The organism is Streptomyces sp. NPDC049040 (genome assembly GCF_043197715.1).
Taxonomy (GTDB): domain Bacteria; phylum Actinomycetota; class Actinomycetes; order Streptomycetales; family Streptomycetaceae; genus Actinacidiphila.
Map to the genome: position 1 here is coordinate 33,577 of NZ_JBICTO010000007.1, position 13,648 is coordinate 47,224.

Below are 13,648 nucleotides of genomic sequence, written 5' to 3' on the forward strand. Positions count from 1 at the left end.
ATGAGCATCGCCGCCGGCCGGGTGCGGCCGGCAGAGCCGTACATCCGCACTCCGGCATGACAGATGTCACCGGTCGGCGGTGACGGCCCTCAAGGCGGCGAGCGCGGTGTGCCGGAGCAGCAGCGCGGTGGTGACAGGGCCGACGCCGCCGGGCACGGGGGACAGGGCGGCGGCCGTGCCGTTCACCGACTCCGCGTCCACGTCGCCGATCAGGCCGCCGTCCTCGGTCGGGTTGGTGCCGACGTCCATCACGACCGCGCCCGGGGCCACATGGTCGGCGGTGATCAGTCCTGCGCGGCCCGCCGCGGCCACCACGATGTCCGCGGTGCGGGTCGCGGCGGCCAGGTCGGCGGTGCGCGAATGGCACACGGTCACCGTCGCGTCGCGGTCCAGCAGCAGGTGCGCCAGCGGTTTCCCGACGACGGTGGAGCGGCCGACGACCGCGACGCCGCGCCCCGACAGTTCGATGCCGTGCGCGTCCAGCAGGCTGACGACGGCCTCCGCGGTGGCGGGCGCGAAAGCCGGCAGGCCCGCGGCCAGCCGGCCCAGGCTCAGCGGGTTCGCCCCGTCCACGTCCTTCTCCGGTGCGATGGCCCCCGCCAGTTCCGCGGCGGACGCCCCCGGCGGCAGGGGTGTCTGGAGGATGACGCCGTGCACCGCGGGGTCGGCGCTCAGCCCGGCCAACTCCTTGCGGATCGCGGCAGGTTCGGCGTCCGCGGGCAGCCGTACGGTGTCGCAGGCGATGCCGGCCCTGTCCGCCGCCCTGGTGATCGACCGCACGTACCAGGCGGTGCTCTCGTCCTCGGTCGCCACGACGACCACCAGGCGGGGCCGCACACCGTGCTCCCGCTCCAGCCGCTCCGCGATCTCCCGCGCCTCGTCCCGCAGGGCGGCGGCGCGCCCGGCGCCGGGCAGTGGGGTGGTCTCGGTCATCGCGGCGGCTCCTCGTGTGCGGCCCGGCGGGCGGTCGTGGTCATCGGGTCAGGGTGTCGCGGACCGACTCGGTCACCGCGCTCGCGCGGGCGGCGAGCGGGTCGACGTCGGCGGTGGCCGCGGCCAGCCCGGCGCGCGCGGCCGGGTCCTTGATGCCGCCGAGGTTGATCTCGACGTTCACCCGGGCGGTGGTGGCCGCGGCCCTGGCCGCCTCCGCGGCGGCTGCGACATCGGTGACGACGTTCGGATTGCCGATCGGCAGCAGTTCCTCGGCCAGGCCGATGATCCGCCGCGCCACGTCGATGACGTCGGCGGGCGGCCGGGCGGCACCGACCAGGGCCTGCGCGATGGCCGCGGACCTGGCCGCCTTCTGATCCTCGCTCTCGCGCGGCAGGCCGTACGCGTCGGTGACCGCGGTGAAGGCAGCCGCGTCGGCCGCCGCCAAGTCCAGTGCCGCCGCGCGCAGTTCGTCGCTCTCCGCGGTGATCCGCGTGATGGCCTCTGCCTGGTCGGCGTACTTCGCGCCGGTCGTGTACCGCGCCACCATGCCCAGCAGGGCCGCGCCCTGTGCCGCGTGCAGCGCCGCGGCCGCTCCGCCACCGGGGGCCGGCGACCTGGCTGCCAGCCGGTCCAGGTAGCCGCCGACCGTCTCGTCCTGGATCCGCGCCTGATCGTGCACCGGGCCGCCCTCTCCTGCTGCCGTCCTCGTATACGCGCCGAGCCTATCGTGCGCGCGAATGCGCTGGTCGCGGGCCATTGTCGGACCCCCGCGCCACAATTCGCGGAGGAGAACGTCCCGGTCGGCGAGCAGAGGAGTGCGAAGGCGATGCGAAAGATCGTACTGATGATGTCGGTGTCGCTCGACGGTTTCATGGAGGGCCCGAAGCGCGAGATCGACTGGCACCTCGTGGACGACGAGTTGCACGGCTACTTCAATGCCCATCTCAGCGGGATGGGCGCATTTCTCGACGGTCGCGTCACATACGAACTCATGGCCGAATTCTGGCCGACCGCAGACGAGGATCCTTCGGCCCCCGAGCCGGTCAAGGAATTCGCCCGTATCTGGCGCGAGATGCCCAAGATCGTCTATTCGCGGACGCTGGAGCACGCGGAGTGGAACACCACCGTCGTACGCGAGGTCGTGCCGGCCGAGATCGAGGCGCTCAAGGCGCAGCCGGGCGGGGATCTGGCCCTCGGCGGGGCCGACCTGTCCGCCGCCTTCGCGGCGCACGACCTGATCGACGAGTATCTGATCTACGTGCATCCCGTGCTGCTGGGCGAGGGCAAGCGGCTCTTCCCCGCAGCCGCCGACCGCAAAGGGCTGCGCCTCGTCGGGACCCGGGCTTTCGGCAACGGCGTGGTGCTGCTGCGGTACACCCGCGACCGCGGCTGACCCGGGCCGGGCGGCCGGTCCGGCGGCGCGGTTTCACGGGTTTTGCGGCTGACTTCGCCGGAATTGGGCGGGCGATCTTTGCGAAAGCCTCACAACTGCCCCGCAGGGCCTTCGGCAGCTGCTGTTAGCTTTTCTGCGGTCAGCCGGCAGCAGCACAGAAAGCCACAAGCCGAAAAAATGGACTACTGCTATCAATGCCGCCGCAACCTCAACGGCGCTCTGGTATGCCCGGGTTGTGGGGCCTACGCACCGGACATCGCCCCGCCCGCTTCCGCCTACCGTCCGCCGCCCCCCGTGGAGCCGGAGCGGCAGGCCGCGCCCGTCGCCGCCCTGCCGGACAGCGGCGGGCGGGCCGTCAGGCGCCGCCGGCAGGCCCGTTGGCGCAAGAACCGGCGCAGGGCGGTGGCGGCCACGGCCGTCGCGCTGGCCGGCGGCGGACTGACGATCGCGGCGATGCCGACCGGCGGCTCCGGCGGCCACTCGGCAGCCGCGACGACCCCTGACACCCCGGTGGGCGAGGTGCTGCCCACCGCGACCGCTCCGGGCACCACCCCCGCGGCGCCCGCCCCGCACTCGACCGGCACACCGGCCGCCCCGCACGCCGGGGCGACGACACCGTCGCGTACGGGCGCGGTCTCCGTTCCCGTCGTCCCGCGCACGGCGGCGCCGCAGCGGGCTGCGGCCCGGCAGCCGTCATCCCCCTCCGCCCCGCCGACCGCGACCCGGGTCCAGGTCACTCCCGCGCCGACCGCGACCACTCCGGCCCCGCAGCCCACGGCGACCACACCGCCGCCCGCCACCGCCACACCGACGCAGCCGCCGGCCACGACCGACCCTCAGGCTCCACCGCGCCAGGTGTGCGTGCTGCTGATCTGCCTGTGACCCGCCGCCCGGCGGTCTGGGGCGGGCGGGTACGACGTCCGCCACACGCACGGCGCATTCGACGGCGCCTCGCGTTCCCATGGTGCGTTTCTGGGCTGACGTCACTCGTCAGGACGAGTGACGTCAGCCCACTATTGGACCCTATGTGCTTCCCCGCTCGGTCCTGGCGCTGTCGGGTACCGGGCGGCACGCCGGGCTGAGCCGGATCTCGTACATACGTTCGAACGTGTGCGAGAATCCCGAGCATGCACCACCACACCTTCCCCGCCGACCTCGTCCAGGCGCAGCGCGACTGGTACGCCACGTATCGCCAACTGGCCGGCGCCGCCGGCACCCAGACCACCGTGCTGCGCCGCCGTCTGGTGCGGCTGTCGGTCCAGGTCACCGCGCATCCGTACTGGGCGACGGTGCCCCACAGCGCACCGGCCGCCCGCATGCAGCTCAAGGCGCTCGCCTGGAGCGACGAGGGCGACGAGGGCGCGGGCCGGGCCGACGGACGCGCGGCCGACGGCGGGACCGGCCGGGAGGCCGGTGCTACGGCAGGCTGAAGGCCCGCCTGCCGTGCGCCACCAGCTCCCGCACCGCGGGAGCGGGCGAGGCGCGCCAGACCAGCACGAGCAGCGCCGAGGTCCGCACGTCCCCGATCGCGCGGGCCGTGAGCCGGTCGGTGTAACGGGGCGCCATCGACTCGCTCAGCACGCCGACGCCAAGGCCCCGCGCCGCGAGGTCGGCGATCGCGTCCGGGGCGCTGGCCTGGAGCCCGATCGCGGGCTCGAACCGCAGCTCGGCGCACGCCTGGTCCAGGACGCCGCGCAGGCCCGTTCCCTGCGGCATGCAGACCAGCGGGTGGCCGGCCAGTTCGCGCAGCCCGACACTCTGCTTCGCGGCCAGCGGATGGTCGTGGGGCACGACCGCGACGAGGCGCTCGCTGACCACGGTGAAGGCGTCGAGCCCGGCCGGCGGGCCGCCCGCGGTGCCGATGAGCGCCAGATCGATACCGCCGTCGCGCACCCCCTCGGCCAACCGCTCGGAGGAGTCCTCGACGAGCGCGATCTCGACTCCCGGGTGCGCCCGGTGGAAGCCGGCCAGTGCGTCGAAGAGCGGGGTGAGCGTGCACCCGAGGACCATCCCCACGACGAGCCGGCCCCGGATGACACCGGCCACCTCGCCGACCGCCTGCCCCACCGCCTCCGCGGCGGCCAGTGCGGCTCTGGCGTGTTCGAGCGCGGCCTTCCCCGCCACCGTCAGCCGTACCGCCCGGCCGGACCGGTCGAACAGTTCGGCCCCCAACTCCCTTTCGAGGTGCCGGATTTGAGCGCTGACCCCGGACTGGCTGATGTGCACGCGCCCGGCGGCCCTGGTGAAATTCCGTTCCTCCGCGACCGCGACGAAGTATTCGAGCTGCCTGAGGTCCATGGCGGCAGGCTAATGCCGCCACCCCCGGGCCGGCCCGCGGAACGTGTCCAGGCCCGGCTACGGCCAGACCAGGCAGTAGAGCTGATGGCCCGACTCCTGGCAGCGGCGGGCGAAGTCCTGCCATTCGTGCAGCATGCTGTAGATGACGAACGCGTCGCGCGGGCCGCGGCGGTCGGGGACCGTGGACCAGATGAAGGCGGCGGCGCCGAGGGACTCCTCGTTCGCGTTGCGCAGCGGTTCGACCACCGAGGCGGGCAGCCGGACGACCGCGTAGTCCGGGTGCAGGACGACGAGTTCGAGCGGCGGGACCTTGGCCGGGGGTATGCCCTCGATACCGGTGAGGACCATCGCCGCCATCGTCTCCGGCTTGACCTTGGTGTACAGGCCCTGGCCGAGTTCGTCGCCGCCGAGTTCCTCCGGTCGCATCGAGATCGGGACGCGGGCCGCAGTGGCACCGTCGGGCGCACCGAAGTACTTGTAGGTCACCCCCACTCGGCCACCCCTGCTCCTGCCCTCTGCGGTCGATCGGCGTTCGTTCGTATCGCGTTGATCGCGGTGTTGCTGTTGCTCGTGGTGTTCCTGGTCGCGTGGTTCCGTACTGCTCGGCTCTGCGGTGTGTCGTTGCTGCGAGTCCTGCGGGGTGCGGCGGCGCTTGCCGGTCGGGCGGGCGTCGCCGGGATCGGGTACGTGTTCGCCCGGTCCTTCGCCCGGCCCGCCACCCGTCTGCTGCATTCCACTACCCGACCATCTGCCGCCCCAACCATGCAACCCGATCATCGTCTCAGATGCACGGTTGAGACGTTGTGGCGCAACGCCCGGGGTTTGAGAGCATGTGTCTGTGAGCTATCCGTACGAAGCACCAGTGTCCCAGGAACTGTTCGACCGCGCGGCGGCCGTGACCCCAGGAGGCGTGAACTCTCCGGTGCGGGCTTTCCGTGCTGTGGGCGGTACGCCCCGTTTCATGGTGTCCGGTACCGGTCCGTACCTGACCGATGCCGACGGCCGGGAGTATGTGGACCTGGTCTGCTCGTGGGGACCGATGATCCTCGGCCACGCGCATCCCGAGGTGATCGCCGCCGTCCAGGCCGCGGTGACCCATGGTACGTCCTTCGGGACTCCCAGTGAGGGTGAAGTCGCACTCGCCGAGGAGATGGTGGCCAGGGTCGAACCCCTGGACCAGGTGCGGCTGGTCTCCTCCGGCACCGAGGCGACGATGTCCGCGATCCGGCTGGCCCGCGGCTTCACCGGCCGGGCCAAGGTGGTCAAGTTCGCCGGGTGCTACCACGGCCATGTGGACGCGTTGCTGGCCGCCGCGGGTTCCGGCGTCGCCACCTTCGGGCTGCCCGACACCCCCGGGGTGACCGGCGCGCAGACCGGCGACACGATCGTGCTGCCGTACAACGACCTCGACGCGGTGCGCGCCGCCTTCGCCGCGAACCCGGGGCAGATCGCCTGCGTCATCACCGAGGCGTCGCCCGGCAACATGGGCGTGGTGCCGCCCCGCGACGGCTTCAACGCCGGGCTCAGGGACCTCTGCGCCGCGGACGGCGCCCTCTACGTCTCCGACGAGGTCATGACCGGCTTCCGGGTCAGCAAGGCCGGCTGGTACGGGCTCGACGGCGTGCGCCCCGACCTGATGACCTTCGGCAAGGTCATGGGCGGCGGCTTCCCCGCGGCCGCGTTCGGCGGTCGCGCCGACGTCATGGCCCAGCTCGCACCGGTCGGCCCGGTCTACCAGGCCGGCACCCTGTCGGGTAACCCGGTGGCGACCGCGGCCGGACTCGCACAGCTGCGACTGCTGGACGACGCGGCCTACGCGGCCGTCGACGCGGTCTCCGCGGAGATCCGCGGCCTGGTGACGGCGGCGCTCAGCAAGGAGGGGGTCGCGCACCGGCTGCAGACGGCGGGCAGTATGTTCTCCGTCTTCTTCACGGACGAGGAGGTCCGTGACTTCGAGGCGGCCAAGCGGCAGGAGGCCTTCCGCTTCACCCCGTTCTTCCACTCGATGCTGGCGCAGGGCGTGTACGTGCCCCCGTCCGCCTTCGAGTCCTGGTTCGTGTCGACCGCACACGACGAGCGGGCCGTGGAGCGGATCGCCGCCGCGCTGCCCGCCGCCGCACGTGCCGCAGCGGAGGCCCACGCATGAGTTCCGGCAATGACGAGTTGACCGTGGTGCACGTCGTGCGGCACGGCGAGGTCCACAATCCCGACGGGGTCCTCTACGGCAGGGCGCCCGGCTACCACCTGTCCGAGCTGGGCCGGAAGATGGCCGACCGGGTCGCGGAGCACCTCGCGGAGCGGGACGTGGCGCATGTCGTCGCCTCACCGCTCGAGCGGGCCCAGGAGACGGCGGCCCCCATCGCCGAGGCGCACGGCCTCGATGTCGCGGAGGACGCCCGGCTCATCGAGGCCGCCAACATCTTCGAGGGCAAGACCTTCGGCGTCGGGGACGGGGCGCTGCGCAAGCCGGCCAACTGGAAGTACCTCACGAACCCCTTCCGGCCGAGCTGGGGGGAGCCGTACGTCGACCAGGTCGTCCGGATGACCGCCGCCCTGGCCGCGGCACGGGACGCGGCCAGGGGCCACGAGGCGGTGTGCGTCAGCCACCAGCTGCCGATCTGGGTGATCCGCTCGTACGCCGAGCGGCGTCGCCTCTGGCATGACCCACGGCGCCGGCAGTGCACGCTGGCCAGCATCACGAGCTTCACCTACCGGGGCGACGAGATCGTCTCCGTCGGCTACGCCGAGCCTGCGATCGACCTCGTTCCCATCCACCTGCGCGGCGGCGGCGCCAAGGCCCCCAAAGGCGCAACAAAGGCCTTCGGCGCCTAGCCCCTCACCGCGCCGGCCTCCCCCTGTCCCCGGACCCGCGGGGGTGCGGCGCCTTCGCCTCGGACAGCGCCCATCCCCACCCGCGGACGCGGTCCGGCTCCCCTTCGCCAAGGGCATGCCCCTCAGGGGCGCGGGGAACGGCGCGCGCAACCGGCCACCGGCGGGTGGGCCGGAGACGACAGCAACAGCCCCTCCGGTCCGGTGACGACCCGCGCCCCGGGTGGGGGGCGTGTCGCGCAGTTCCGCCCTCAGGGCTTCGCCTGGGGGTGCCCCCAGCGCCCCTGGGGTGGTGGGGGTGTCGTCCACGCGACGGCCGGGCGCGCAGTTCTCCCCCCAGGGCTTCGCATGCAGGGCGTCCTCCTGCGTGAAAGGGGCTCGTGGCCCTGCGAGGTGCCGCCCTGCGTAAAGGGGGCCAGGTGGGGGGTGCGGGGGGAGCCATGCGAGGGACAATCAAATGATTTGAATTAAATAGGACAATTCCTGAGGAACGTGTGGACGTCATGGTGGGCGTCCACACTTCCGCCCGCCCCAGCCGCACGGCACGCACGCCGAGAGACGGGGATCACGGATGAGTGGGATGAGCCGAAGGAGCCTGCTGACGACAACCGCTGGGGCGGCGGCCGGACTGGCCGTCGCAGGGTGCGGGACCGGGAAGAAGAGCGGGGGCGCCGACCACACGGGAGAGCCCTCGGGGGCCAGTGGGGCGCACGCCCCGAAGACGGTGACCCTCATCGGGGACGGCTCGACGGCGTACACCGGCGACCAGCCCAACCAGCCCGCGGTGGAGCGGATGGAACCCGGCCGTACCCCCCCGCAGTTCGTGATCTTCTCCTGGGACGGCGCCGGTGAGGTCGGCAACGGCCTCTTCCCCCGCTTCCGCAAGCTCGCCGCCGACCACGGCGTCTCCATGACCTTCTTCCTGAGCGGGCTCTACCTGCTGCCCGAAAGCAGGAAGATGGAGTACGCCCCGCCGAACAGCCCGCTCGGCGCCTCCGACATCGGCTACCTGGCCGACGACCACCTGCGCATGACGCTGGACAACGTCCGGCAGGCCTGGCAGGAGGGCCATGAGATCGGCACCCACTTCAACGGCCACTTCTGCGCCGGCGCGGGCAGTGTCGGCCGCTGGACCCCGGCGGACTGGAAGAGCGAGATCGACCAGGCCAAGACCTTCGTGACCTCCTGGAAGACCCAGACCGGCTGGCACGAGGAGGACCCGCTGCCCTTCGACTACGACAAGGAGCTGATCGGCGGCCGCACCCCCTGCCTGCTGGGCCAGAGCCAGTGGCTGCCGACCGCCGCCGCCCTCGGCTTCCGCTACGACGCCAGCTCGCCGGGCGGCAACCAGATCTGGCCGTCGAAGAAGCAGGGCCTGTGGGACCTGCCGCTCCAGCTGATCCCCTTCCCCGGGCACACCTTCGAGGTGCTGTCGATGGACTACAACATGCTGGCCAACCAGTCGCACGCGGCGACCAGCAGCGACCCGCGCAACTACCCGTACTGGCGCGAGCAGGCCACTGCCTCGTACATCGCCGGGTTCGAGCGGGCTTACCAGACAAACCGGGCGCCCTTCTACATCGGCAACCACTTCGAGCAGTGGAACGGCGGCATCTACATGGACGCGGTCGAGGAGGCGTTCAAGTACATCGCCGCCGCCGGCCACGACGACGTGCGCATGGTGTCCTTCCGGCAGTTCGTGGACTGGCTGGACGCGCAGGACCCGGCGGTGCTGGAGCGGCTGCGTACGCTGGAGGTCGGCCAGTCGCCGTCGCAGGGATGGAAGGACTTCATGACGCTGCCGGCCCCGGTCCCCGCCGTGACCACGCCGTCCACGGCGCCCATCTCCTGATCATGCCCGGATGGTCCCGGCGGCCGTGATCTGGTCCTTACTTGGGGCGATTGCCGCTTTTGGGGTTGGTGTCGGGGGTGTGGAAGATCGCCTCAGGGCACATGCGAAACTTTTCACATGAGTCCTACCCGCGCCGCCCGACGCCGCACCCCCCGCAGTGCCGCCGCACTGGCGGGTGCCGCCGTCGCGGCGCTGACGCTCACCGCGTGCTCCTCTTCATCGAGCGGTTCGAGCTCCGGCAGTTCCAACTTCGTCAGCGGCAGCGGCAGGATCACGGTGGTCGAGCCAGCCGAGCGCAAGGCGGCGCCCGAACTGTCGGGAAAGACCGTGTCCGGCGCCCAGGACAGCCTGGCGGCGTACAAGGGCAAGGTCGTCGTCGTCAACATCTGGGGCTCCTGGTGCTCTCCCTGTCGGGCCGAGGCACCCAACCTGGCGAAGGTCGCCGCCGCCGACGCCCCCAAGGGCGTGCAGTTCCTCGGCATCAACACCCGTGACCTGGACGCCTCCAACGCTGTCCAGTTCGACAAGCGCTTCGGCATCACCTACCCGAGCCTGTTCGACCCCTACGGCAAGCTGATCCTGCGCTTCCCCAAGGGCAGCCTGAACCCGCAGAGCCTGCCGGCCACCCTCGTCATCGACCGGCAGGGGCGGATCGCGGCCCGGGCGCTCAAGCCGCTGGGCGAGTACGACCTGAACAAGCTGATCGACCCGATCGTCGCGGAGAAGTGACGTGGGCGGCAACGGCGCGCTGATCGCCCTGGCGATCGACGAGAACCAGACCGTGCTCACCGGAGCGCTGCTGGCCGCCATCCCGATCGCGATGTTCGCCGGTCTGGTGTCGTTCTTCTCACCCTGCGTGCTGCCGCTGGTGCCCGGCTACCTGTCGTACGTGACCGGGGTGACGGGCACCGATCTGGCCGAGGCCAAGCGAGGCAGGATGCTCGCGGGCTCGTGCCTGTTCGTCCTCGGCTTCAGCGCCGTCTTCGTCTCCGGCGGCGCCCTGTTCGGCAACTTCGGGCAGACCCTCCAGGTGCACCGCGAGGGCCTGACGAAGATCTTCGGCGCCCTGACCATCGTGCTGGGCCTGGCCTTCATGGGCTTCGTCGGCGGGCTCACCCAGCGCGAGTTCCGCTTCCACACCAGGCCCACGATGGGCCTGGCAGGAGCGCCGCTGCTCGGGGTGCTGTTCGGGCTCGGCTGGACGCCCTGCGTCGGACCGACGCTGGGCGCGGTCAACACCCTCGCCTTCGACGACGCGAGCGCGGTGCGCGGCGCGGTGCTGATGGCCTTCTACTGCGCGGGCCTGGGCGTGCCGTTCATCGTGGCGGCCATAGCTTTCCGCCGTACGCTGGGCGCCTTCGCGTGGGTCAAGCGCCACTACGTGTGGGTCATGCGGGCCGGCGGCGGCATGCTCGTCGCGGTCGGCGTCCTGCTGCTGACCGGCGTCTGGGAACACATCACCTACCAGATGCAGATCTGGTCGAGCAGCTTCACACCAGGGGTCTGAACCCATGAGCATCACGGACAAAACCGAGCGCGAGGGCCTCGGCGCGGCAGGGGCGCAGCTCAGCACCCAGCCCGTCGACACCTTCGCGCAAGCGCCCGCGCTCGGCGTGCTGGGCTGGATGCGCTGGATGTGGCGGCAGCTCACCTCGATGCGGGTCGCGCTGATCCTGCTGTTCCTGCTGTCGCTGGCCGCGATCCCCGGCTCGCTCATCCCGCAGCACAGCGACCAGCTCAAGGTCGACGCCTTCAAGGTCAAGCACCCCACGGTCAGCCCGATCTACGAGAAATTCGGGTTCTTCCACGTCTACAGCTCGCCGTGGTTCGCGTCGATCTACATCCTGCTCTTCATCTCGCTTGCGGGCTGCATCGTGCCGCGCACCTGGCAGTTCGTCGGCCAGCTGCGCGCGCGGCCGCCGGCCGCCCCGCGCAACCTGACCCGGCTGCCCGCGTACAGCACCTGGCGCACCGACGCGAGCCCGGAGGAGGTGACCGAGGCCGCCCGCAGGACGCTGCGCGGGCGCAGGTTCCGCACCTCGGTCAGCGACACCTCGGTGGCGGGCGAGAAGGGCTACCTGCGGGAGTTCGGCAACCTGGTCTTCCACATCTCGCTGTTCGGGCTGCTGATCGCCTTCGCGCTGACGTCGCTGGAGAAGGCCGAGGGCGGCAAGCTGATCGTCCAGGGCGATGGCTTCGTCAACAACCTGACCCAGTACGACGACTTCAGCGGCGGCACCCTCTACGGCGCCGACGACCTCAAGCCTTTCGGCTTCGACCTGGACAGTTTCGAGCAGAAGTACGCCACCAGTGGCCCCGAGCGGGGCACCGCGCTCAAGTTCCAGGCCAACATCCACTACTACAGCGGCTCCGACGGCAAGCCCGTCAAGGGCGAGATCTCGGTCAACCACCCGCTGAGCATCGGCGGCGAGAAGGTCTACCTCATCTCGCACGGCTACGCCCCGGTCGTCACCGTCAGGGACGGCGGCGGCAATGTGGCCTTCACCGGCCCGGTGCCCTTCCTGCCGCAGGACAGCAACCTCACCTCCACCGGGGTGATCAAGGTCCCGGACGCGCTGGACAAGAACGGCAAGGTCGACCAACTCGCTTTCGGGGGCTTCTTCACCCCGACCAGTGACCCCAGCAAGGGCCCGATCTCGCTCTTCCCGGAACTTGACCAGCCACTGCTTTGGCTGACTGCGTTCCATGGCGACCTGGGCATCGACGACGGTGTCGCGCAGAACGTATACCAGCTCGACACCTCGGGCATGAAGCAGTTCCAGCTGGGCACGAAGACTGGCGTCAACGGCGTCAGGCTTGCCCAAGGCGAAAGGGTCGATCTGCCGAACGGCGCGGGCAGCCTCACCTTCGACGGCATCAAGACCTGGGCCAGTTTCACCATCAACCACCAGTCGGGGAACGAGGCCGCCCTGGTGAGCGGCGTCGGCGCGATCCTGGGCCTGGCCGGTTCGCTGTTCATCCAGCGCCGCAGGATCTGGGTGCGCGCGGTACGCGCCGAGGACGGCGTGACCGTCGTGGAGATGGGCGGCCTCGGCCGCAGCGAGTCCGCCCGGATCGCCGACGAGATCGGCGATGTGGCGCTGCAACTGATGCCGGACGCGCCCGTCAGACCGGACGACGCCCCCGAACCACCGGCCGAAGCCGAAGCCGGGACCACAGCCGTGAACGATGACGAAGGAGCGCGCGCGTGAACATCGCTGCCGCGGTCAACGAGAACTTCGCGAACGACAGCAACTACCTGATCCGTTCGGCGATGTTCGTCTACGCCCTCGCCTTCCTCGCCCACCTGGCGGAGTGGGTCTTCGGCGGACGCAGCAAGATCGCCGTGCAGTCCGCGGCGCTGATCGCCGAGGCGCAGGCCGCTGAGGCCGACGCCGAGGCGGCGAAGCGGAAGGCCGCCCGGCAGGTCACGGTGAAGACCGCGGCGGGCAGCACGGTCACCCTGGAGCGCCCCGAGGTCGTCACCCGCGCCTCGGCCAGCGACCGCGGCATCGCGGACGGTCCCGGCGCGGCGGGCGACAACGAGAAGGGCGACCTCTACGGCCGTATCGCGGTGTCCTTCACCGTGCTCGCCTGGCTGCTGCACGCCTCGGGCGTCGCCTTCCGCGCGGCCTCGGTGCAGCGTGCCCCCTGGGGCAACATGTACGAGTTCTCGACGACCTTCGGCGCGGTCGCCGTCGGCGCGTACCTGCTGCTGCTCGCGCTGAAGAAGGACGTCCGCTGGATCGGGCTTTTCCTGACCACCTCGGTGCTGCTGGACCTGGGCCTTGCCCTGTCGGTGCTCTACACCTCGAGCGAGCAGCTGGTGCCCGCGCTGCACTCGTACTGGCTGTGGATCCACGTGTCGTGCGCGATCATCTCCGGCGCGATCTTCTACCTGGCCGCGGTCGGCACGCTGCTTTTCCTCTTCCGCGACCACTACGAGGTCGCGGTGACCGCGGGCAAGTCGAGCGAGGGGCGCTGGGGCGACGTCATGCGGCGGCTGCCGTCGGCTGCGAGCCTGGACAAGTTCGCGTACCGGATGAACGCCCTGGTCTTCCCGCTGTGGACCTTCACCATCATCGCGGGCGCGATCTGGGCGCAGGCGGCATGGGGCCGCTACTGGGGCTGGGACCCCAAGGAGACCTGGGCGTTCATCACCTGGGTCGCCTACGCCTGCTACCTGCACGCCCGCGCCACGGCCGGCTGGAAGGGCCGCAAGGCCGCCTACCTGGCGCTGATCGCCTTCGGCTGCTTCCTGTTCAACTACTACGGCGTGAACATCTTCGTCAGCGGCAAGCACTCCTACGCCGGGGTCTGACGAAGCCGCCGGAGCGGGATGC

General features: G+C 71.2%; 14 protein-coding genes. 10 read left to right on the top strand and 4 right to left on the bottom strand.

Going from position 1 to position 13,648, the window contains the following annotated elements; translation table 11 throughout:
- Nucleotides 1–66 precede the first annotated feature (66 nt).
- Together ACGFMP_RS19560 and ACGFMP_RS19565 are read right to left on the bottom strand one after the other, a co-directional pair.
- The gene (locus ACGFMP_RS19560; RefSeq protein ID WP_393673833.1) at nucleotides 67–933 is read right to left on the bottom strand and encodes a bifunctional 5,10-methylenetetrahydrofolate dehydrogenase/5,10-methenyltetrahydrofolate cyclohydrolase; all 867 of its coding nucleotides are present in this window, start codon (nucleotides 931–933) and stop codon (nucleotides 67–69) included.
- A gap of 40 nt (nucleotides 934–973) precedes the next feature.
- Complete coding sequence (locus ACGFMP_RS19565; protein ID WP_393673835.1) at nucleotides 974–1,612, bottom strand: cyclodeaminase/cyclohydrolase family protein; 639 nt, start codon at nucleotides 1,610–1,612, stop codon at nucleotides 974–976.
- 147 nt (nucleotides 1,613–1,759) lie between these two features.
- Here ACGFMP_RS19565 and ACGFMP_RS19570 point away from each other — a divergent pair, with 147 nt between their 5' ends.
- From ACGFMP_RS19570 to ACGFMP_RS19580, 3 genes are all read left to right on the top strand, one after another.
- Nucleotides 1,760–2,326: a dihydrofolate reductase family protein gene (locus tag ACGFMP_RS19570; RefSeq protein ID WP_393673837.1), complete on the top strand. Its 567-nt coding sequence runs from the start codon at nucleotides 1,760–1,762 to the stop codon at nucleotides 2,324–2,326.
- Between the two features lie 294 nt (nucleotides 2,327–2,620).
- Nucleotides 2,621–3,208, top strand: a complete 588-nt coding sequence (locus tag ACGFMP_RS19575) for a hypothetical protein (RefSeq protein ID WP_393673839.1) — start codon at nucleotides 2,621–2,623, stop codon at nucleotides 3,206–3,208.
- 245 nt (nucleotides 3,209–3,453) lie between these two features.
- Entirely contained in the window at nucleotides 3,454–3,756 is a 303-nt protein-coding gene (locus ACGFMP_RS19580) for a hypothetical protein (RefSeq protein WP_393673841.1), read from the top strand.
- Here the strand turns inward: ACGFMP_RS19580 and ACGFMP_RS19585 are convergent.
- Together ACGFMP_RS19585 and ACGFMP_RS19590 are read right to left on the bottom strand one after the other, a co-directional pair.
- The gene (locus ACGFMP_RS19585) at nucleotides 3,743–4,624 is read right to left on the bottom strand and encodes a LysR family transcriptional regulator (protein ID WP_393673843.1); all 882 of its coding nucleotides are present in this window, start codon (nucleotides 4,622–4,624) and stop codon (nucleotides 3,743–3,745) included. The two genes, ACGFMP_RS19580 and ACGFMP_RS19585, sit on opposite strands and share 14 nt — an antisense overlap.
- A 57-nt stretch (nucleotides 4,625–4,681) precedes the next feature.
- Nucleotides 4,682–5,356: a hypothetical protein gene (locus tag ACGFMP_RS19590; protein WP_393673845.1), complete on the bottom strand. Its 675-nt coding sequence runs from the start codon at nucleotides 5,354–5,356 to the stop codon at nucleotides 4,682–4,684.
- A gap of 106 nt (nucleotides 5,357–5,462) precedes the next feature.
- Between ACGFMP_RS19590 and hemL the strand changes: the two genes are divergently transcribed.
- From hemL to ccsB, 7 genes are all read left to right on the top strand, one after another.
- Nucleotides 5,463–6,770 (top strand): glutamate-1-semialdehyde 2,1-aminomutase, encoded by a 1,308-nt coding sequence (gene hemL / locus ACGFMP_RS19595; protein ID WP_393673847.1) that lies wholly within the window; start codon nucleotides 5,463–5,465, stop codon nucleotides 6,768–6,770.
- Entirely contained in the window at nucleotides 6,767–7,456 is a 690-nt protein-coding gene (locus ACGFMP_RS19600) for a histidine phosphatase family protein (RefSeq protein WP_393673849.1), read from the top strand. Before hemL ends, ACGFMP_RS19600 begins: the two co-directional genes overlap by 4 nt.
- Nucleotides 7,457–8,024: 568 nt before the next feature.
- Nucleotides 8,025–9,305, top strand: coding sequence for a hypothetical protein (locus ACGFMP_RS19605; RefSeq protein ID WP_393673851.1), 1,281 nt, complete (start codon nucleotides 8,025–8,027; stop codon nucleotides 9,303–9,305).
- 117 nt (nucleotides 9,306–9,422) lie between these two features.
- Nucleotides 9,423–10,034, top strand: coding sequence for a TlpA family protein disulfide reductase (locus ACGFMP_RS19610; protein ID WP_393673853.1), 612 nt, complete (start codon nucleotides 9,423–9,425; stop codon nucleotides 10,032–10,034).
- Between the two features lie 19 nt (nucleotides 10,035–10,053).
- Nucleotides 10,054–10,812, top strand: a complete 759-nt coding sequence (locus ACGFMP_RS19615; protein ID WP_393674290.1) for a cytochrome c biogenesis CcdA family protein — start codon at nucleotides 10,054–10,056, stop codon at nucleotides 10,810–10,812.
- Nucleotides 10,813–10,816: 4 nt separating this feature from the next.
- Nucleotides 10,817–12,517, top strand: a complete 1,701-nt coding sequence (locus tag ACGFMP_RS19620; protein ID WP_393673855.1) for a cytochrome c biogenesis protein ResB — start codon at nucleotides 10,817–10,819, stop codon at nucleotides 12,515–12,517.
- Nucleotides 12,514–13,626 carry a c-type cytochrome biogenesis protein CcsB gene (gene ccsB / locus ACGFMP_RS19625; RefSeq protein WP_393673856.1) on the top strand — a complete coding sequence of 371 codons (1,113 nt, stop codon included), beginning with the start codon at nucleotides 12,514–12,516 and terminating at the stop codon, nucleotides 13,624–13,626. The genes ACGFMP_RS19620 and ccsB overlap by 4 nt, the downstream gene beginning before the upstream one ends.
- The last annotated feature ends 22 nt before the right edge of the window (nucleotides 13,627–13,648 follow it).

Coding starts and splice junctions, on each gene's coding strand:
- ACGFMP_RS19560 (WP_393673833.1), bottom strand. CDS start 933: ATGACCGAGACCACCCCACTGCCCGGCGCCGGGCGCGCCGCCGCCCTG.
- ACGFMP_RS19570 (WP_393673837.1), top strand. CDS start 1,760: ATGCGAAAGATCGTACTGATGATGTCGGTGTCGCTCGACGGTTTCATG.
- ACGFMP_RS19580 (WP_393673841.1), top strand. CDS start 3,454: ATGCACCACCACACCTTCCCCGCCGACCTCGTCCAGGCGCAGCGCGAC.
- ACGFMP_RS19585 (WP_393673843.1), bottom strand. CDS start 4,624: ATGGACCTCAGGCAGCTCGAATACTTCGTCGCGGTCGCGGAGGAACGG.
- ACGFMP_RS19590 (WP_393673845.1), bottom strand. CDS start 5,356: ATGCAGCAGACGGGTGGCGGGCCGGGCGAAGGACCGGGCGAACACGTA.
- ACGFMP_RS19600 (WP_393673849.1), top strand. CDS start 6,767: ATGAGTTCCGGCAATGACGAGTTGACCGTGGTGCACGTCGTGCGGCAC.
- ACGFMP_RS19605 (WP_393673851.1), top strand. CDS start 8,025: ATGAGTGGGATGAGCCGAAGGAGCCTGCTGACGACAACCGCTGGGGCG.
- ACGFMP_RS19610 (WP_393673853.1), top strand. CDS start 9,423: ATGAGTCCTACCCGCGCCGCCCGACGCCGCACCCCCCGCAGTGCCGCC.
- ACGFMP_RS19620 (WP_393673855.1), top strand. CDS start 10,817: ATGAGCATCACGGACAAAACCGAGCGCGAGGGCCTCGGCGCGGCAGGG.